Here is a 19,448-nt window from a genome sequence, read left to right on the forward strand (position 1 = left end):
CAGTCATTGCAAAATCGGTAACAAATTTTGGCTCCGTCCGGCACTATGTGAGTTCACCGGCGCCAAGTCCTCGCAGTCGCGGCGAACGGCAGAAAAGGCGGGCTGCACCACAGAATCAGGATGCTGTTGCCAAGGTCGGGAATGGGCCGTTTTCACCTGTTCAAACCCGCTGCGCGCAAACCCTGTTGATAGCGTTTGAGATCTTCCGGTCGCGCGAATGGATGCGTGCGTTCTGCCACTTGGAGCGAGGCGCCAGGGTCAAGACGTTTTAGGTCGAAAACGGCTTGCCTCGCCTCATCCAACTTGCCGCAAATGGCATTGTTGACAGCTATATCCAGATAAGAACTGCTACGGTTCGGCTGGATGCGGATTGACGCTTCGGCCCACTCGATGGCTTCTTCGTGCCTGCCTGCAATGAAATCACACAGTGAGCGAATGGAGTACCATAAAGCTATCAAAGGATCGCGCGGGCTGAGCCGGATCGCGATCTTGATGTTGCTAAGGGCTTCTTTACTGTCGCCCAAATAAACCTGAGATCTGGCAAGCAAAGCATAGGCATGGGGGTCGTTTGGGTTGAGGGCAATGGCACCCTGCAACATTCGCACAGCGTCCTGATGACGACCTGAAAACAGATCCGCTGCACCGAGTAGGGCCATCGCGTATGCGTCGCGGCCGTTTATCGAAACCGCCCGTTGCGCCAGATTCGCCGCCTCAGCCTTCGATGCGGCAGGATCAGCACTCCAGCCGTTCACGCACTGCATCAGATGAGTGAATGACAAGTCCGCCAGCCCGAAAGAGCTTTGCGGATCCAATTCGACAGCTTTCAACAACAGATTCTGGGCTTCGACTACGTCGGCTTTTGTGAACTGTGAAATATGCCAATGGGCGCGCGCGGCCAGTTCCCAGGCATCCATCCGCGGTACCACTTTGCGCCGTGCGCGTTGCATTTCTGCAGACAGGTATTCAGGTGCTACTGCGCCAACAATATTTCGAGTGATTTCGTCCTGCAGATCGAAGATGTCCTCAATCACGCCGTCAAATCGCTCGGTCCAGACGTAGCGGTTCGCAACGGCGTCGATCAGTTGCGCTGAGACGCGAACCCTGTTGTCGGCCTTTCGAACGCTGCCCTCCAGAAGGTACTGCACTCCCAATTCCCGGGCGATTTGCTCTGTCCCGACAGCGCGACCTTGGTAGGAGAAGCTTGTATTTCGAGAGATCACGAAGAACCAGTGGAACCTGGAGAGCGCAGAAATGACATCTTCGGCCATACCTTCGGCAAAAAAGGTCTGATTTGCATCATTGGACAAATTGTCGAAGGCCAATACTGCAATCGAAGGTCGTTCCGGCAACTCAACGAGGTGCCTCTGGATGGCTGAAGCCGACATTCCCCAACCGTAAGCGATCAAAGGTTCTGCGATGTTTTTGAGTTTCTGAGAACCAAGACAGGTGAATTGATCTGAAAGCTTAGCATCAATGCTGCGCCGTGCAGTTTCGGAAATCACGAGCGATCCGGGTTCGGCCAGGTCCTGAAGACGTGCGGCCAAGTTGACCCCGTCGCCATAAACGTCTTCATCGGCAAAACTAACATCGCCGCTATGCAATCCCATCCTCAATGTGAACTGAGGATTATTGGTCAGTTTGTTCTGGACAGCCATTGCGCACTTGATGCCGCTAACCACGCTGGGAAATTCAACCAACCAGCCGTCTCCCATGCTTTTAATAACCCTGCCGTGATGCTCACCAATTGTTGGAGTAAGAACGTCGTTTCGAAAACGGCGCAGCGCGGTCAACGTGGCGACTTCATCCTCCCCCATGAGTTTGGAATAGTTTGCCACATCCGCAGCCAGAATAGCGGCCAGCCTTCGCTCAGAGACGTTTGACATGGATGAAGCATAGCCGACGGCAGGCGAATAAGAAACTTCCGTGGTGTTGGCAGCTCGGCGCCCAAAAAATATGAACGCTTTGTTGAAAGTAGTCGCGCATCAACATCGGTTAGCAAATTGTTGTTTTGGAAAGCTCATCAACGTATCTGGAATGCGGGCACACTAAAACTGAAAAAATGCTGAGTGACGCCTGTCTGTGGCTCTGCGGATGCGAGTCGTGCCAGGCAATATTGAGCCCAGTCATTGGCAGGTCAAAATGCTGCACTGAGCGCAAACGCCCGATCTGGGAACGCTGCGCTGCGGCCTCGAACCTGTCCGCCAAAGGCCGGTTTGGGCCGGGAGCGATGACACGCATGATCGGCCTTGCGCCCTACTACTGCGTCGCCGCAAGTCAGCTCCGAGCCCAAAGTGCCTATTGCTGCGACATTCAGGAACGACCGCTTATTGGCGAGCCAAACGGATCAGGCCCGCCATTTTGTCGTGCAGCTCAGAATTTTCCGTTGTTATGCGCCATTTCTCTCGGCGTTGCTGAAACGACATCCCAATGCTCCACGATCTTCCCGTCTTCAACGCGCCAGAGATCGAAGAAGGCCCAGGGTTTGCCGCTCACGGTTGCGTCTGATGCGACAAAGACGAAATTGCCCTCTGCAACAACGATCTGGGGCTCGAACTTGGTGATAACAAACCCCTGCTCGGCCCAGGCTTTTGTACCTGCCATCAGGCCATCAATGCCATCGGCAAGGTGCGGATTGTGCTGCATGTAGACCTCTGAGTACATCGGTGCCTTCTCAGGTGCCGCACCGCCCAGGACGTCGCGCACAAAGCCAAGGACCAGCGCCTTGTTTTCTTCGGTCTTGTCGAGGTCAGTGATCTCAGTTGGCCCGTCGGTCATACCCCGGCCGGATGCAGTTGTTTCCGGCACGGGCTGAAGATTGTCCCAATGTTCAGCAACCTTGCCGTCCTCAACCCGGAAGACATCAAACGCTGCCAAGGTCGGGGCTCCAAATGCATCAGCGTTTTCAAACGTGCTGTGCAGAACAACGAGGTCGCCTTCGGAGATGACCCTGTGTGTAGTAACTGTCATGCCCGATTGTTCGACCAGTGGGATCAGCCCGACCAAGCCTTCTGCACCGGTTGGGATTTGCGGGTTGTGCTGAATGTATCCGGGTGTCACGAGCTGGCGGGCGGCTTCGGGGTCATGATCGGCAAAGGCAGCCGTGAAAAGCGCGATGACAAGTTCTTTGAGAGACATGGTTGGATCCTTTGATTCGTATTGCCTGAATACGTAGTAGCAAAAACATACCATATCGCAATTACGTACCTTGAACTGACCAGGTACGTTTGACCATACCCGCAGAGGAGAAACATTGAACTGCATCTGCAAGCGGGGTAAGATATTCAGAAGTTTAGTTTTGATACCAGGGCCAAAAATGCTACCAATAGGCGTTGCCAACAAAGCAGAAGCATCGAACTGTTCCATCCGCTCTGTCCTGTCTAACGTGACGGGCAAATGGCGGATGATTATCATTCTGGCTCTTGAGGACGAGCCAAAACGCTTTGGCGATCTCAAACGCTGCATTGGCGACGTCACACAAAGCGTGCTGACTGAGAACCTTCGCGGATTGCAGCGCGACGGCTATTTGACGCGCACAGTAGACCCCGGTCCTCCGGTTGCTGTCTCCTATAAGTTAACACCACTGGGCCGCAGCTTGCTTGAAATGCTGAAGCCGCTTGTTTTTTGGTCTCACGAGCAAATGGACGAAGTTAGAAAACTCCGGATGCAATACGACCGGGAGCAAGCCAGCTGACCAAAGAGCAGACGTTCGGCCAAGGCCTTCGATAGGCAGCTTCGTCTGCGCTATGTCGACCTCGCCGTGACCTCTATTTACACACTTGGAGCGAACGTCTCCTTTGAAGGGCTGCGTCGCAGCGTCCATTTTGATGGCTATAGTCCGGTTAGGGCCGTCCATGCAGAACGGCCCAATTGGGTCAGATCTCGACCGCCTCAGCTATGGCCAACGCGTCCTCCAGTTCAATGCCGAGATAACGTACGGTGCTATCCATCTTGGTGTGGCCCAGCAGGAGCTGAACCGCTCGCAGGTTGCCCGTCTTGCGATAGATATGGGCGACTTTGGTCCGGCGCATCGAATGCGTGCCGTACGATGTTGGGTCCAGCCCGATGGATTTCACCCATTCCCGCACGAGGCGAGCGTATTGGCGTGTCGAGATGTGCAGCCGTTCGTGGAACCTGCCCGGCCAAAGGAATTCGGAACCGGTCATGATCGGCTCCTCCATCCACCGCAAGATCGATTTGCGCGTCCCATCGGTGATCTCGAAACGAACTGGCCGCTTGGTCTTGCTCTGAATGATAGACGCCCGTTCCTTGACCTGACCAGAGGAATAGATGTCGGCAACCTTCAGAGTGACGAGGTCGCAGCCACGCAGCTTGCTGTCGATGGCCAGGTTGAAAAGTGCCAGGTCGCGATGGTTCATTGCGATTTCCAGGCGCACCCGGATGGCCCAGACATGTTTGGGCATGAGGGGACGCTTCTGGCCGACGACGCGGCCCTTGTTCCAGGCCGGTCGGCAGGCGCGAATAGCAGGCAAGTTGGCGAAGGTCATGATGTTTCTCCCATCCGCCTCACTCCGCCTCAGCGCCAACCCGACGTTGGCGGTCCAGTTTATCACACCGCCTTGTGGCTGCAGAGAAGGTCTGGTGTGAGCCCGAAACTACTAAATGCTGCACTAGACAGCTAACGGTAAGGAATGCCTTCAAAGCCGCCATTGGCCGAAGCATGTTCAGAGCCAAGCTGCCGTTCTCCCCTATGGCCTCCGCAGTGCAGCTTCGTCAAACCAGCCAGTCAGGCGCAACGCAGCATCCTCAAAGGGCCGGGGCCTGTGCTAAAGGACATAGTGAACACTCGGCACAATTCTATGAACTGTCTGAAACCAAAGATTTGGACACAGGAGCCGGAACCACCTGAAAAAATCATCTTGGAACATCGTTGGCCCGGACACTCGCCCCTGCCTAGAACGATGAAGGCGTACACGCGCTGATGACTTTGCACACCTTGTCGCCGGCGTTGCGAAACCGGTGTGGCAGGATGCTGGAAAAGTAATAAGCGTCTCCTGGGCCTAGAATTCGGGATTGTCCATCTACTGTTACTTCCAGACGACCCTCAATGACGACCGCGCATTCTTCGCCCTCATGCGACAGGGCTCCACGGCCCGAGTCTGCACCGACACCGTACTCTTCAATCAGCATCTGCAGCTTTCGATTCCGCCGCTCACCTGCGACCAGCAGGTAGGATACGCCCGGCGACCCCAGGTCCCGCATGCCGCTGTGAGGAAAGAAAAAGTTGTCCTCGTTCTTCAGTTCGAAGCTGAAGAAAAAACCCAGGTTAACATCAACACCTGCGAGAATTTTCTTGAGCAGAGCCACTGAAGGCTGGGTTGATCCGCTCTCGATCTGGGAAATCGTACCGCTTCCCACCCCCGCGCGCTTGGCCATCTCGCGTTGGCTGAGACCTTTTGAGTTTCGAATCAATCGCAGGCGTCTTGCGGTTTCCAGATCGGGTGCCGAAGAGTCGCCCATTGTGATTTCCTGCTTCTGATCGAAAGCACCTTAGGCCGGCCCGATCAGTTTTTCAATGACTTACACATTCCTACAAAGCCGGGTGTGCGAAAGGCTGAAACTTTGCAAGTATCTCTCATCAAATAATAATCTGCCTTGCGAGGAATGGACATGCCCGTTCAGTCAAATACCATGTCGTCTTTCTGGATGCCGTTTTCGGCCAATCGTGATTTCCTTCGCGAGCCCCGCATGATCCAGTCTGCCGAAGGGATGTATTACACCAGCTCGGACGGCCGCCGGATTATGGACGGCACCGCGGGGTTGTGGTGCGTTAATGCAGGTCATCGTGATCCTCTGATTGTAGAGGCAGTGCAAAAGCAGGTTCACGAGCTGGACTATGCTCCGAATTTCCAGTTTGCCCACCCACAGGCCTTCGAGCTGGCGGGTAAGCTGACGGCGATGATGCCAGAGGGGATGAGCCATGCGTTCTTTACCAACTCGGGGTCTGAGTCGGTCGACACCGCGCTCAAGATTGCGCTGCATTATCACCGGATGCGCGGCGACAGCGCCCGCACACGTCTGATCGGGCGCGAACGCGGTTATCATGGCACCGGCTTCGGCGGCATCTCGGTCGGGGGCATCGTGAAGAACCGCATGCATTTCGGCACTCTCCTGACCGGTACCGATCACCTGCGTCATACTCATGATCTGGAAAAGAACGCATTCACCCGCGGCTGCCCCGCGCATGGCGTCGAACTGGCCGATGATCTGGAGCGCATCGTTGCACTGCATGATGCCTCGACCATCGCGGCCGTCATCGTCGAGCCGATGGCAGGGTCCACCGGAGTGCTGCTGCCGCCCAAGGGGTATCTGCAACGGCTGCGCAAGATCTGTGACCGGCATGGCATCCTGCTGATCTTTGACGAGGTCATCACCGCCTTCGGCCGGCTGGGTGCATCGACCGCGTCGGAATACTTCGGCGTTACTCCTGACATCATCACCACCGCCAAAGGGCTAACAAACGGCGTCATCCCGATGGGCGCGGTCATCGTGTCCGACGCGATCTACAATTCCGCCATGGAAAATGCCGACGCGCCGATCGAATTGTTCCACGGCTACACCTACTCGGCCAACCCAGTGTCCTGCGCAGCCGCACTGGCGGCGCTGGAAAGCTATGAACAGAACGACCTGTTCCGCCGCGCCGCTCTGCTGTCGCAACCGTGGGAGGATCAGCTCCATAGCCTCAAAGACCTGCCCAATGTCATCGACATCCGGAACCTGGGGCTGGTCGGCGCCATCGAACTGGCCCCGCGCGAAGGCGCGCCGGGCGCGCGGGCCTATGAGGCGATGAAACGCGCCTGGGACGCTGGGATCATGATCCGGGTAACCGGCGACATCATCGCACTTTCTCCGCCGCTGATCATCTCGGAACCTGAAATCAACACGCTTGTTCAGACGCTTGGCGAAGTTCTGGCCGAGCTTCCGTGACCTTTCCCCTCTAAATCCAAAGGACTGCAATCATGAAAGATGCTGCCCCGATCGCTTCGATCGGCCACTATATCTGTGGCCAAAACACAGCTCCCGACGGCGAAGCCACCCAGGCCGTCTACAACCCCGCAACCGGTGAACATACCGGCGATGTGTCCCTGGCAACCGTCGAAACCGTGAACGCTGCGGTTGCCGCGGCCAAGGCGGCCTTTCCCGCGTGGTCGAATACGCCGCCGATCCGCCGGGCCCGGCTGATGAACAATTTCCTGGCGCTGGTGCGTCAGCACAAGGACGACTTGGCCCGCGCCATCACCGTCGAACACGGCAAGGTCTTCACCGACGCCCAGGGCGAAGTCGAGCGCGGCATTGATATCATCGAGTTTGCTTGCGGCATCCCGCAGCTCCTTAAGGGTGATTACACGGAACAGGTGTCCACCGGCATGGACAACTGGACGACACGCCAGGCGCTGGGTGTTGTGGCCGGCATCACGCCCTTCAACTTCCCGGTCATGGTGCCGATGTGGATGTTCCCGATCGCCATCGCCGCCGGCAATACCTTCATTCTGAAACCTTCGCCGACCGATCCTTCGGCTTCGCTGCTCTATGCTGACCTGATGAAACAGGCAGGCTTCCCCGATGGCGTGTTCAACGTCGTTCAGGGCGACAAGGTGGCCGTGGATGCACTTTTGGAAAACGAAGACGTCAAGGCTGTGTCCTTTGTCGGCTCGACCCCGATTGCCAACTACATCTACGAAGTCGGCGCCCGCCACGGCAAGCGCGTCCAGGCCTTGGGCGGCGCAAAGAACCATATGCTGGTGATGCCTGATGCCGACATGAACAAGGCTGCTGACGCACTGATCGGTGCAGCCTACGGTTCAGCCGGAGAGCGCTGCATGGCCATCTCGGTTGCGCTGCTAGTTGGCGATGCTGCGGATAAGCTGATGCCGGTTCTGAAAGAACGCGCCGAGACCCTGAAAATCAAAAACGGTCTCGAATTGGACGCGGAAATGGGCCCGATCGTCACCGCCGCCGCGCGCGACCGGATCAAGGGCTATATCGATAGCGGCGTCGAAGAAGGTGCTGACCTGCTGGTCGATGGCCGCAACTACACCGTCGAAGGGCACGAAGGCGGCTACTTCCTGGGCGGTACCCTGTTCGACAACGTTACCCCGGAAATGAAGATCTACCGCGAAGAGATCTTTGGCCCGGTTCTGGCCTGTGTCCGCGTGCAGAACTTTGCCGAAGGTTTGCAGCTGATCAACGACCACGAGTTCGGCAACGGCGTGTCGCTGTTCACCCGGGACGGAAATGTCGCGCGTGAGTTTGGCAAACAAGTTCAGGTCGGCATGGTCGGAGTCAACGTTCCGATCCCGGTGCCGATGGCGTGGCATGGCTTCGGCGGCTGGAAGAAGAGCCTGTTTGGCGACATGCACGCCTATGGTGAAGAGGGTGTTCGTTTCTACACCAAGCAGAAATCCATCATGCAGCGCTGGCCTGAAAGCATCTCGGAAGGTGCTGAATTCGTCATGCCGACTGCCAAGTGAGCCTCTCTTTCCAGGAGTGATAACGATGTACATTGGTGTACCCAAGGAAATCAAAAACCACGAATACCGCGTCGGACTTACACCCGAGAGCGTGGCTGAACTGATTACCAACGGCCATGCAGTGCTGGTCGAAACCGGAGCGGGTCTGGGCATCGGAGCAGATGACGATGCTTATCGTGCTTCTGGTGCGGAGATCGCAACAAACGCAGCCGAGCTGTTTGCCCACGCCGAAATGATCGTAAAGGTGAAGGAGCCGCAAGCAGCGGAGCGTGCGATGCTGCGCGAGGGGCAGATCCTCTATACCTATCTGCACCTGGCGCCAGATCCGGACCAGACCAGGGATTTGGTGAACTCTGGCGCGGTCTGCATCGCCTATGAAACGGTAACGGACGATAGCGGCGGTCTGCCGCTCCTCAAGCCGATGAGCCAGGTTGCAGGCCGGATGTCGATTCAGGCCGGGGCCGGTGCTCTGGAAAAGGCCCAGGGCGGTCGCGGGGTTCTCCTGGGCGGTGTGCCTGGGGTGAAGCCTGGCAAGGTTGTTGTCATCGGCGGCGGTGTTGTCGGTTTCAATGCCGCGCAGATGGCAGTTGGCCTGCATGCTGACGTCACCATTCTTGACCGAAACCCGGCCGTTCTGGAGAAACTCGAAAACCACTTTGAGGCATCTGCCAAGGTGGTTTACTCAACCCAGGCCGCGCTGGAGGAAGAGGTTGCCAATGCTGACCTCCTGGTCGGGGCAGTTCTGATCCCTGGCGCCGCCGCGCCCAAGCTTGTTTCGCGTGATCTGATTGCGAAAATGAAACCCGGTGCAGTGGTCGTGGATGTTGCCATTGACCAGGGCGGCTGCTTTGCGACCTCCAAGGCAACGACACACGCAGACCCGACCTATGTCGTTGATGATGTTGTGCATTACTGCGTCGCCAATATGCCCGGCGCGGTGGCCCGGACTTCGACCTATGCGCTGAACAACGTGACCCTGCCGCATGTCATCGCCATTGCGAACAAGGGCTGGCAGCAAGCGCTGGCCGACAACCATCACCTGCTGAATGGCCTGAACGTGGCCTACGGCGAGGTGACCTGCAAGGCTGTGGCCGATGACCTCGGATACGGCTTCGAGGATCCCAGAAATTTGCTGACTTAAGCAAATCCGCGCCCGCAACAGCATACCGCTGTGCGGGCGTTATTCGTCAAACAGGAGGAGAACTACCCGATGAGTTTCAACAAGATTACCAAAGGTCTGGCCGCTGGCGCGCTGAGCACTCTGATGTCGACCGCGGCTTTCGCCGAAGACATGACCCTGCGTTTTGCAGGCGTGTTCCCGATCGACCACCAGGGCACAAAAATGATGGAACAGGTTGCCGCAGATGTTGCAGCAGCCAATGTTGGCCTGAAGATCGACGTGTTCCCTGCAAACCAGCTCGGTTCCGGCGAAGCGCTGTTCGAAGATGTCGCCCGCGGCAACATCGATCTGGCTTCCGCTTTTATCTACGCCGACACCGATCCGCGCCTTGAGTTCCTGTCCATGCCGTTCCTGCTTGGAGGATGGGATGACATGGAAAATACGCTGCTCAACATGGATTCCGAATTCAACACCATCCTGCAGGAGATCACCGACGAATACGGCGTCCGGGTGATGGCTCAGAACCCTGAAGGGTTCATCGGCATCGTTGCTTCGCAAGAGCCCCAGAACTGGAGCAGCTTTGAAGACAAAGGCATGAACATTCGTGTCTGGTCGTCCAGCGTTGTGAAGTCGATGGTTGAAGAACTGGGCTACCAGGCAACAACCATGGCATGGGGGGACATCTTTCCCGCGCTTCAAGCCGGTATCGTCGATGGTGCGATCTGCTGCACCAAAACCGCGACCTACTCCATCTTCGCCAAGTCGGATGTCGGCACCCACTTCGTCGAGTACAACTCGATCTCCGAACTGACAACGTTCTATGCATCGCAGCGGACGCTGGACAAGCTGAACGACGCACAGCGTGAAGCGCTGCAGGCGGCCCTGACCAAAGCGTCGAATGATTTCTTCAGCTACAACCGCGAGAATGACGAGGTTTTCGGTCAGAAGCTGCTTGATAAGGGCTACACCATCCTTCGCCTGAGCGATGAAGAACAGGCTGCGATGGCCGCGCATGTTCAGGAAACGGTCTGGCCGCAGATGGCAAAAAGCGTCGGTCAGGACATCATCGACCGCCTGCTGGCAGCCAAGAACAACTGATCAGGAAAAGGGCCGGCAGACCAGCTGGCCCTTTTTTGTTCTTGAGCGAAACAATGGGAGGGAGAGAGATGTCGGTTTCGGTAAGCGAACAACCATCAGCCGCTGGGAACGAAGTTCACGGCATTCGGAACAAAATAACCGACGAATTGCCGGTCATCATTGGCTACCCGATGAAGGCGGTCGCATTTATCATGAGACAGATTGTAATGGTGTCAGGGTTCCTGATGGCATTCACCTTCGGCGCGGTTGTTGTCATCAGATACGGCTTTGGCGGCGATCTTTTCGCCTACGAAGAATGGCTTCTGGGCATTAGTATCGTGGGCTTCTTTGCAGGCGCTGTTCTGGCATCTGCGCGCAATCTGCATATCAACGCGGATATTCTGGGCATTGTCATCCAAAACCCGCGGATGATCTGGTGGCGCGGGTTCATCGTGCTGACGGTCGAGCTGCTGGTGATCCTGTTTCTAATGTACGCGTGCTATGTCTCGCTGCTTGACGACTTCTCGTTCCCGCGGCTGCGCGCAACACCTGTGCTGCGCATCCCGTTTGTCACTTGGCGGATCGGGATCATGGTCGCCTTTGGCTTCATGGCGATGTTCACCACTGCCTATCTCTACGTGCATATCCGTCAGGGTCTCGGTCTCCCTCTCAAATCAGCTGCTGCCAAGGAGGCCGCAAAATGATCATCACCGGTAGTCTTCTTATCGTCTGCGCCATGCTGCTTCTTGGGGTGAGCGTTTTTGTGGCCTTCGGGGCGGTCCTGATTTTCATCGCCATGGTCGGTGATCAGTCGATCACGGGGTATCTGCCGACGGGGTCCACGGGAATCCGGTCACTGGTTCTGCTGGCCATCCCGCTCTTCATGATTGCGGGCGGCATCATGGAAAAAGGGCGGATCGCGGCGCCCCTGGTTTCACTCGCCGAAATGTTCATCGGCCATATCAAGGGCGGGCTGAGCGCTGCGGGCGTCCTGGCCTGCGGGGTCTTTGGTTCGATTTCCGGCAGCGCCAACGCTACCCTGACCTGCATCGGCGGCATCATGATGCCGCACCTGAAAAAGGCCAACTATCCCGGCGGGCAGTCGGCCGCTCTCATCGTGGCGGCAAGCCCTCTGGGCCTCCTGATCCCGCCGAGCTCGTCGCACATCCTGTATGGCTGGGTTGCACAGCAGCACGTGCTGAAATGCTTCCTGTCCACCGTTATCCCCGCGTTCATCCTGATCACGCTTCTGATCGTCGTGAACCAGTTCATGCTGCGGAAATACGATGGCATTAACCTGACAGAACGCCCCAGGCCTTTTCTGCCTACTTTTGGCCGCCAGGCGCGCCTGGCCGGCCCTGCGCTTATGATGCCGCTCATCATTCTGGGAGGGATCTACGGTGGCATCATGACCCCGACCGAAGCCGCCGGTATCGCCGTGGTCTATTCGATCCCGATTGCGATCTACTTCTACCGCGGCCTGACCTGGAAAACGCTGGCCCAGACCATCCAGAATTCCGGCGTCACAATCGGCGTCGTGATGGTCATGATCTTCATGGTTCTGATCGTGTCGGACAACCTGATCTCTCAAGGCGCACCGCAATTGGCCAAAGATCTGGTTTACTCGGTGTCAGACAACCCGATTGTGATCTTGCTTATGATCAACATCGTGATGATCCTGATCGGGATGCTGATGGATGATATCTCGGGCTTGCTTCTGGCGACCCCGATCCTTTTGCCCATCGCGCAGAGCACCGGAATGGACCCGATCCATTTTGCTGCTGTGATCGGCGTTAACCTGGGCATGGCAAACATCACTCCGCCCACGGCGCCGCTTCTCTATCTTGGCGCTCAGGTCTGTGACGAACCGGTATCGCGTATGCTGTGGCCTACGCTGATCTTTATCATCTTCGCCTGGCTGCCGACGCTGATGCTGACGACCTTTGTCCCCGAGCTGGCGCTCTTCCTGCCTGACCTCCTGCTCAGCAAGTAAGAAACCAGCCCATTTCCGGCTTCAGTAAATGCGCCCCCGGACCGGGGGGCGCCCCTGCCAGCGGCGGATGCCGGACAGGCAGCCGCACACTTGCAGCCCCCCGAAACCGAACACGAGAGGAACAATATGTATAGCAACGTACTCGTAGCGCTGTCCCTGGAACATGGCATCAGCGAACAGGCACTGTCCGCGGCACGGGCCCTCCTGTCCGAGGGTGGTCAAATCACCGCAGCCCATATTCACGAGCCGCCGAACAAGCAGATCATGTACTACATGGAGCAAAACGTTGCCGAAAAATCCTACCAGAAAGCCCAGGCGAGCCTTGCCGACCGGTTGCAGGGTGAAGCGGATGTGAACTCCGTCATTCTGGAAAGCCAGTCAGCGGGCCGCGCGATAACGGAATATGCCAACAAACACAAAATCGACTGTATTGTGCTTGCTTCCCACAAACCCGGGATGAAGGAGTTTTTCCTGGGTTCGACCGCCGCGCTGGTAGTTCGCCACGCACATTGTTCGGTTCATGTCCTCCGTTTGTAACGGCTGAAAAGAGCCACAGAATGATCAACCAACCCTGCGGAATTGGTTTGCAGTCAAGGCAGGGTTGGAGCTTTCCAAGAAATGTCGATTGGACCATTTGGCTGCCACCTGAAGGTGGACACCTAGAAGAGAGTTTGCCTGCGATGCTCACCGGCGCGCAGTCTGGAACCGTTGCATTGCCGATACGCAATGTTCTGCCCGGTCATTAGGGATTGGCCTAAATGAGGGCGCCTATGGAGGCAGTGGTTGGAAAAGATTGCAGCGAACAGCTGCTTTGCCGCCAGAGGTACTTTTCGCGGCAAGCACGAAGCACCTAAACCGGCCACAGGCGCATGAGCGACGAACTCAAATTTCGTCCGGCAGGCTGTGAGTTCACATGTCACACGATATCGCAGGCGCAGCGAATGTCTCCTCTGACGGGTCGCGCCGCAGCACCCGGTTACTGTGGCGAGTGACCGCAATGGGCCGGTCAGGTTCCGAAGCGCGAATATGGTTCGCAACTTTGCAGCTGCAGCTTTCTGCGCAACGGTGCCGTTGGCAGTGCGCTATCATGGGTTTATATGATTGCGGAGAGGGCAGGTAGGATACGGCGGTTGCCTGCTCCCGCAACCAGCTTGACGTGCTCCCCTTAGAGTCCGCGTTTTTCAGTTAGCTCTGTTCAGGGTTTGGTCCTCTCTTGACCGTTGGTGATACTCCCGCGGGGTGAGCCCGTCGAGGCTCGAATGCGGGCGGTGGTGATTGTAGTCGTTGCGCCAGGCGTGGATCAGGTGACGGGCATGGCGCAGGCTCGCAAACAAATGCTCGTTCAGGCACTCATCCCGAAGGCGGCCATTGAAGCTCTCCACGAAGCCGTTCTGCATCGGTTTGCCGGGCGCGATGTAGTGCCATTCGACCTGCCGGTCCTGCTGCCATTTCAGGATCGCGTTGCTGGTCAGTTCGGTGCCGTTGTCGGACACCACCAAGCAGGGATAGCCACGCAGATCGGCGATCCTGTCCAGTTCCCTGGCGACCCGCAGGCCCGACAGCGATGAATCCACGACAGTGGCCAGGCATTCCCGGCTGAAGTCGTCGATCACGCACAAAATACGGAACCGGCGCCCGTCTGACAGCGTGTCAGACACGAAGTCCAGCGACCACCGCTGGTTCGGCCCCTGCGGGACCGCCATGGGCGCCCTGGTTCCGATTGCCCGCTTCCGGCCGCCCCGTTTGCGCACCGTCAGCCCCTCTTCGCGGTAGATCCGGTAAAGCTTCTTCCAGTTCAGCTCCCAGCCTTCCCGCTTCAGCAGAATGTGCAAGCGCCGGTAGCCAAACCGTCTGCGCTCACCGGACAACTCCTTCAATCGCTGACGCAGTCCGCTATCCTCCGGGCTGGCCGGCCGCCGCCGGTACACACGCGGATCGATCCCGGCCAGCGCACAAGCCCGCCGCTGCGAGTAGCTTTTCTCTTTCATAGCCCAGTCCACGGCGCGTCTCCTTGAACCGGGCTTCAGAAGTTTTTTCCAAGCATCTCTTTCAGCGTGGCGACATCAAGCATTTGCTCCGCCAGCATCTTTTTCAGCTTGGCGTTCTCTGCCTCCAGTGCCTTCAACCGCCGGGCGTCTGAAACTTCCATGCCGCCATACTTCGACCGCCACTTGTAGAAGGTCCCATCGCTGATGCCGTGCTTGCGGCACAACTCTTTCGCGCCCAGCCCGGCCTGATGCTCCTTCAGAATGCCTATGATCTGCTCTTCGCTGAACCGGCTTCTCTTCATCGTCTGTCTCCTCAGTTGGAGAACAGGCTAACCTCAAAGAGAGGACATTTCAGGGGAGCACTTTAAGCTCTACTTGTGAAGTAGACGCAGACACACAGCCCCCTCGCGGGGCTGTTTGCGTTTTAGCACTAAGTTCCTGATGCACTTGTTGAAGTTTAGAAAGCTCCGCTGCAACGCGGGCACTTTCCGACGAGGTTGCGACCGACAGGATACCTGCCAGATCGCAGATGAGATCGATGGTCAGCTCTTCGCCCGCAATTTTGGGGGTGAGAACCACCTTATCGATCATGGCCCGGAGGTGCTGGGAGGCTTTGGGATTGAGGTGGGAGACGCGCTTTCCGGTCTCCGGGTTCTTGATGTAGCGCAGACGGTTCCAGATCTGCCGCCCGATGTAGAGCTCATTGTTCAGGATGCCGGTGCCGCGTTCCCGGTTGCCGTAGATGGTGCTGGGTTCCCAGGTGCCGCCATTGTGGGCAGGGACCTTCTTCGCGTTGAGGGTCTTTGCCAGCGCTGCCGGAGACTCTCCGTTGGCATAGGCTTTGAAGATGCGCTGAACGACCTTGGCCTGGACTTCATTGATCTTGCGCCCGCCGCGTTCGGTCAGTCCGTTGGGGCCGGCTTCATGGGCGACGTCATAGCCATAGACGATGCCGCCTGCGCTTTTGCCTTTGAGCGCATGGCCATCGGCTTCTTGTCCAGAAAATACGCCCGCCGAAATTTTGATATCGTCTCTACTACCAACATCCTACTCTGTGCTCACTCATTCCCTCGGATTTATCATTCACATCAGTGAATAGGGGGCCATTATTGTACACCGATACCCCCGTTTCAGAGTCAAAATTGCATGCCATCTTCACAGATGGCCGCCCTTGGGGCGGATATTTTGTTTGTGACTGCGACGCTGGAAGCACTGTGGAAGCAACAGAAGGCAACTCACGATATTGCGGATGGGTAACGTGCTTTTAGGCCGAAGCCGTTGTTGCCGACGATCGAGATGTTAGCGCTTGCCGCGCTAACTTTTCAGCCCCGCCGCTCGTTGAAGAAGTAGTTCGGCCATCCGCATGTGTTCTGCGCGGTTGGTGTCGACTACATCGCCGGGCAGCAAGACGGAGAAGTTCTCGTGCAGGTTCAAGGCAATGACGTTGCTGACCTGATGTCAGAACCCATGTGTGAACCTCTCATTTAGGGCCGATCAGCGCGCGGGTTGCAGCAAATCAATTCCAAGCCGGAACTAAACCGAACGTTATTGATCCGCAGTTCCGGCGTGCTCCGGCAAGAAGAGCGGCCCAATTGCGCATTTTGCAAAATTTGACCGGAGCTGTTAATCTATGCCAGAAGAATTAGGTTTGTTCGCAATGCTTTGCGGCAAGATCACCGGTGGGTGGCCCCTGTAAGCAAGGGCTGGCGCAACTCTCTGACAGCGAACACTCTTTCGAAAATGACGCGGCCGGGATCGGAGGTTCGGCAGCATGGAGTATGTTCTGACGCTATTGCCGATGCTTGTCAAAATGGCCATCGTTGTGGGCGTTTTGCTGCTGCTTCCGCTGCCGCTGACCTGGATGGAACGGAAAATTGCCGCCCATATCCAGCAGCGCCCTGGGCCGATGCGGGTGGGCTGGCATGGCCTTCTGCAACCGCTGGCTGATGCGGTCAAGCTGCTGACCAAGGAAGACCACATCCCGGCGGAGGCCGACCGGCGGCTGTTTGCGATGGCGCCAGTGGTGGCGCTTGTGCCGCCGTTCCTGGTGTTTACCGCCATCCCGTTTGGTGACCCGGTTCAGGTCTTCGGGACCGAGGTCTCGCTGATGCTGTCAGACATGAACGTGGGGCTTCTATTCATCCTTGCGGTCTCCGGGATCGGTGTGTTCGGCACCATCCTCGCGGGCTGGGCATCAAACAGCAAATACGCAGTGCTGGGCAGTTTGCGGTCGATCGCGCAGATGATCTCTTACGAAATCCCGATGGGCTTCTCGGTGATCGGGGTGGTGATGCTGGCCAGTTCGATGAACTTGAGCCAGATCGTTGCGGCGCAGGAGGGCCTATGGAACGTGGTTGTGCAGCCGGTCGGCTTTTTCGTGTTCTTCGTCGCCGGGCTGGCCGAGGCGCAGCGCATCCCGTTTGATCTGCCCGAGGCAGAGGGCGATCTGGGTGCGGGGTATCACACCGAATACAGCGGCATCCGGTTCTCACTGTTCATGCTTGCGGAATACCTCGTGGTGGTGATGCTGGCGGCGCTTAACGTGCTCCTGTTCTTCGGCGGCTGGAAAGGCAGCCCGTTCTTCCTGCCGGACACCGTCTGGTTTCTGCTGAAGATCGGTTTCTTCGTCTGGGTGTTCATGTGGTTCCGCTTCACCTTTCCGCGCTACCGCTATGACCAGCTGATGGCGATCGGCTGGAAGGTGCTGCTGCCGCTGTCCCTGCTCAATATCCTGGTCAGCGGGATACTGATGCTATGATACGGGAGTGAGATAATATGGCCAGAACAACAGTAAAGGGAACGGGCTGGATCGGCAGGCTCTTCTTCTTCGATCTTCTGGCAGGGTTGCGTCTGACGCTGCGCTACATGTTTTCCAAGACGGTGACGCACCGCTATCCCGACCATGAGAAATGGGTGCCCTACGAGCGTCACCGCGGCCATCATTTCATCAAGACTAATGACGAAGGCGATGTGAACTGCGTGGCCTGCGAGCTGTGCTCGCAGATCTGCCCCTGCGACTGCATCACCGTCATTCCCTATGAAAACGAGAAAGGTGACCGGCGCCCGAAAGTGTTTGATATCAATCTGGCGCGCTGCCTCTATTGCGGGCTGTGCGAAGATGCCTGTCCGGCGGACGCAATCAAACTAGGTCAAGAATATGAGGTCGCCTGCGATGACCGGCCCAAGCTGGTGGTGCATTTGGAGGATCTGGTGGCCGCGCCGCGCAAGGCCGCGGACGGCGGCCAGGTGCGGCCAGCAAAGCTGGAGCCTGGCAGTGGGCGGCGGTCGGTGGCCACTGCGGCGGCCGGCGCTGAAGGCTACGACTGGTGGCGGCACATACGGAAGGGAAAGTGAAGCGTATTTGGAACCGGCCCGGCCTAGGAGAGCGGCATGGGCCTAATCAGATAGGGGGAGCAAGAAAATGTATGTCAAAGCAGTGTTGGGGCTGAAGGGATATGAAACCTATTCGGTTGCGCCGGACGACAGTGTTTTGACGGCTTTGCAATTGTTCAATTCCAACAAGGTCGGATTTGCAGTTGTCCGGGACACAGCCGGCAAGGTGGTTGGCGGAATTTCGGAACGCGATATCTGTATTGCGCTGTCGGATCCGGACGGGGCCGGACGGAAATCCGCTGTGCGCGAGGTTATGACTACAGATATTCTCACCTGTTCGCCGGACGACAACCTTATCAGGCTCATGGCGGTCATGACGGAAAAGAGAAACCGGCACATGCTGGTCTATGACGATGAGGGCCTGCAAGGCGTCATCAGCATCGGCGATGTGGTAAAGCACCGCCTGGATGAGATCATGCGCGAGGAAGAAGAGCTTCTGAAGTACATCGAAGGCACCGGCTACAGCGCATGACAGCAGCGGCAGCGGGCCATCAGGAAGATAAGAGCGGGAGAAAATATTCAGGGAGGGCATAGATGGAACAGGCATTTTTTATTCTGCTCTCAGCGGTTGCGGTGGGGGCGGGGCTGCTTGTGGTAATTGCCCGGAACCCTATCCACAGCGCGCTGGCGCTGGTGGCTTGCCTGGTTCAGATCGCCGCGCTGTACGTGCTGCTTGGCGCGCCCTTCCTCGCAGTGATCCAGATATTTGTCTACGTCGGTGCCGTGATGGTGCTGTTCCTGTTCGTCATCATGATGCTGGACGTGCGCAAGGAGGCACAGGCCCGTTTTCTGCCCAGGGCGCCGCTGCCGGGTGTAATCGTGCTGCTGATCCTGGCAGGTGAGCTGATTTTCCTGTTGCTGCAGAGCGCCCGCCTGCACGCGGTCATGGGGCCGGGGCCGCGGGTCGCCGAACAGCCGTCTGTGGCGGATCTTAGCCTGTTGCTGTTCCAAGAGTATCTGCTGCCGTTTGAGGTGGCTTCAGTGATCCTGCTGGTTGCCCTGATCGGGGCAGTGGTTCTGGCCCGCAGCGATGAGGCCGATGAAAAAGCGGCACAGGGCAAGGCCACGCGCGGGGCAGCCCGATGATCCCCACATCTTGGTACCTGATCCTGGCGGCGGTGTTGTTTGTAATCGGCGGCGCCGGGGTTCTGCTGCGCCGCAATGTGCTGATCGTGCTGATGTCGCTGGAGCTGATGCTGAACAGCGTGACTATCAACCTGGTCGCCTTCGGCCATGCGCTGCAGGACCTGCGCGGCGAAATCATCGCCATTTTTGTTATTGCCATCACCGCGGCGGAAGTTGCGGTCGCGCTTGGCATTCTGGTCGCCTTGCTGCGCAACAACCACACGCTGGAAGTGGATGAACTGACTGTTTTGAAGGGGTGAACT

Annotated in this window: 19 protein-coding genes; 13 read left to right on the forward strand and 6 right to left on the reverse strand. The window is 57.4% G+C overall.

The window, feature by feature from the left end; all coding sequences use genetic code 11:
• Positions 1 to 152 precede the first annotated feature (152 nt).
• Entirely contained in the window at positions 153 to 1,883 is a 1,731-nt protein-coding gene (locus KUW17_RS07570) for an adenylate/guanylate cyclase domain-containing protein (RefSeq protein ID WP_222477659.1), read from the reverse strand.
• A 487-nt stretch (positions 1,884 to 2,370) separates the two neighbouring features.
• On the reverse strand, positions 2,371 to 3,363 hold the full coding sequence (locus tag KUW17_RS07575; RefSeq protein WP_261397088.1) for a nuclear transport factor 2 family protein: 993 nt from the start codon (positions 3,361 to 3,363) through the stop codon (positions 2,371 to 2,373).
• Here KUW17_RS07575 and KUW17_RS07580 point away from each other — a divergent pair.
• On the forward strand, positions 3,314 to 3,691 hold the full coding sequence (locus KUW17_RS07580) for a winged helix-turn-helix transcriptional regulator (RefSeq protein WP_222477660.1): 378 nt from the start codon (positions 3,314 to 3,316) through the stop codon (positions 3,689 to 3,691). The genes KUW17_RS07575 and KUW17_RS07580 overlap by 50 nt on opposite strands.
• A gap of 181 nt (positions 3,692 to 3,872) precedes the next feature.
• Here the strand turns inward: KUW17_RS07580 and KUW17_RS07585 are convergent, their stop codons facing one another.
• Both KUW17_RS07585 and KUW17_RS07590 read right to left on the reverse strand, forming a co-directional pair.
• On the reverse strand, positions 3,873 to 4,505 hold the full coding sequence (locus KUW17_RS07585) for a tyrosine-type recombinase/integrase (RefSeq protein ID WP_222477661.1): 633 nt from the start codon (positions 4,503 to 4,505) through the stop codon (positions 3,873 to 3,875).
• Between the two features lie 406 nt (positions 4,506 to 4,911).
• Positions 4,912 to 5,478, reverse strand: coding sequence for a cupin domain-containing protein (locus KUW17_RS07590; protein WP_222477662.1), 567 nt, complete (start codon positions 5,476 to 5,478; stop codon positions 4,912 to 4,914).
• A gap of 144 nt (positions 5,479 to 5,622) precedes the next feature.
• Between KUW17_RS07590 and KUW17_RS07595 the strand changes: the two genes are divergently transcribed.
• The 7 genes from KUW17_RS07595 (at position 5,623) to KUW17_RS07625 (ending at position 13,216) form a co-directional block, all read left to right on the forward strand.
• Positions 5,623 to 6,945 (forward strand): aspartate aminotransferase family protein, encoded by a 1,323-nt coding sequence (locus KUW17_RS07595; protein WP_222477663.1) that lies wholly within the window; start codon positions 5,623 to 5,625, stop codon positions 6,943 to 6,945.
• A gap of 32 nt (positions 6,946 to 6,977) precedes the next feature.
• Positions 6,978 to 8,489 (forward strand): CoA-acylating methylmalonate-semialdehyde dehydrogenase, encoded by a 1,512-nt coding sequence (locus KUW17_RS07600; RefSeq protein WP_261397092.1) that lies wholly within the window; start codon positions 6,978 to 6,980, stop codon positions 8,487 to 8,489.
• A 25-nt stretch (positions 8,490 to 8,514) separates the two neighbouring features.
• Positions 8,515 to 9,630 (forward strand): alanine dehydrogenase, encoded by a 1,116-nt coding sequence (ald, locus tag KUW17_RS07605; RefSeq protein ID WP_222477665.1) that lies wholly within the window; start codon positions 8,515 to 8,517, stop codon positions 9,628 to 9,630.
• Positions 9,631 to 9,699: 69 nt separating this feature from the next.
• Positions 9,700 to 10,707 (forward strand): TRAP transporter substrate-binding protein DctP, encoded by a 1,008-nt coding sequence (gene dctP, locus KUW17_RS07610; protein WP_039191189.1) that lies wholly within the window; start codon positions 9,700 to 9,702, stop codon positions 10,705 to 10,707.
• Positions 10,708 to 10,775: 68 nt separating this feature from the next.
• Positions 10,776 to 11,390, forward strand: coding sequence for a TRAP transporter small permease (locus KUW17_RS07615; protein WP_222477667.1), 615 nt, complete (start codon positions 10,776 to 10,778; stop codon positions 11,388 to 11,390).
• Entirely contained in the window at positions 11,387 to 12,679 is a 1,293-nt protein-coding gene (locus tag KUW17_RS07620; RefSeq protein WP_019296089.1) for a TRAP transporter large permease, read from the forward strand. The genes KUW17_RS07615 and KUW17_RS07620 overlap by 4 nt, the downstream gene beginning before the upstream one ends.
• Positions 12,680 to 12,805: 126 nt before the next feature.
• A complete protein-coding gene (locus KUW17_RS07625; protein ID WP_222477669.1) occupies positions 12,806 to 13,216 on the forward strand; it encodes a universal stress protein in 411 nt (136 codons plus the stop codon).
• Between the two features lie 644 nt (positions 13,217 to 13,860).
• Here the strand turns inward: KUW17_RS07625 and KUW17_RS07630 are convergent.
• Both KUW17_RS07630 and KUW17_RS07635 read right to left on the reverse strand, forming a co-directional pair.
• A protein-coding gene (locus KUW17_RS07630) for an IS3 family transposase (RefSeq protein ID WP_222477671.1) occupies positions 13,861 to 14,969 on the reverse strand; the annotation gives its coding sequence in 2 pieces (ribosomal slippage) (positions 13,861 to 14,714 and positions 14,714 to 14,969; 1,110 coding nt in all).
• 49 nt (positions 14,970 to 15,018) lie between these two features.
• A complete protein-coding gene (locus tag KUW17_RS07635; protein WP_222478686.1) occupies positions 15,019 to 15,693 on the reverse strand; it encodes a recombinase family protein in 675 nt (224 codons plus the stop codon).
• A 745-nt stretch (positions 15,694 to 16,438) separates the two neighbouring features.
• Here KUW17_RS07635 and nuoH point away from each other — a divergent pair.
• The 5 genes from nuoH to nuoK all read left to right on the forward strand — a co-directional run bounded on the left by nuoH (position 16,439) and on the right by nuoK (position 19,445).
• Positions 16,439 to 17,425, forward strand: a complete 987-nt coding sequence (gene nuoH / locus KUW17_RS07640; protein WP_222477673.1) for an NADH-quinone oxidoreductase subunit NuoH — start codon at positions 16,439 to 16,441, stop codon at positions 17,423 to 17,425.
• Positions 17,426 to 17,442: 17 nt separating this feature from the next.
• Positions 17,443 to 18,021, forward strand: a complete 579-nt coding sequence (locus KUW17_RS07645) for a 4Fe-4S dicluster domain-containing protein (protein ID WP_222477675.1) — start codon at positions 17,443 to 17,445, stop codon at positions 18,019 to 18,021.
• A 67-nt stretch (positions 18,022 to 18,088) separates the two neighbouring features.
• Positions 18,089 to 18,532: a CBS domain-containing protein gene (locus KUW17_RS07650; RefSeq protein ID WP_222477677.1), complete on the forward strand. Its 444-nt coding sequence runs from the start codon at positions 18,089 to 18,091 to the stop codon at positions 18,530 to 18,532.
• 62 nt (positions 18,533 to 18,594) lie between these two features.
• On the forward strand, positions 18,595 to 19,146 hold the full coding sequence (locus KUW17_RS07655) for an NADH-quinone oxidoreductase subunit J (protein ID WP_222477678.1): 552 nt from the start codon (positions 18,595 to 18,597) through the stop codon (positions 19,144 to 19,146).
• A complete protein-coding gene (gene nuoK / locus KUW17_RS07660; RefSeq protein WP_222477680.1) occupies positions 19,143 to 19,445 on the forward strand; it encodes an NADH-quinone oxidoreductase subunit NuoK in 303 nt (100 codons plus the stop codon). The genes KUW17_RS07655 and nuoK overlap by 4 nt, the downstream gene beginning before the upstream one ends.
• Positions 19,446 to 19,448: the final 3 nt, after the last annotated feature.

This window comes from Leisingera aquaemixtae (assembly GCF_019801145.1).
In the GTDB taxonomy this organism is placed as follows: domain Bacteria; phylum Pseudomonadota; class Alphaproteobacteria; order Rhodobacterales; family Rhodobacteraceae; genus Leisingera; species Leisingera aquaemixtae_A.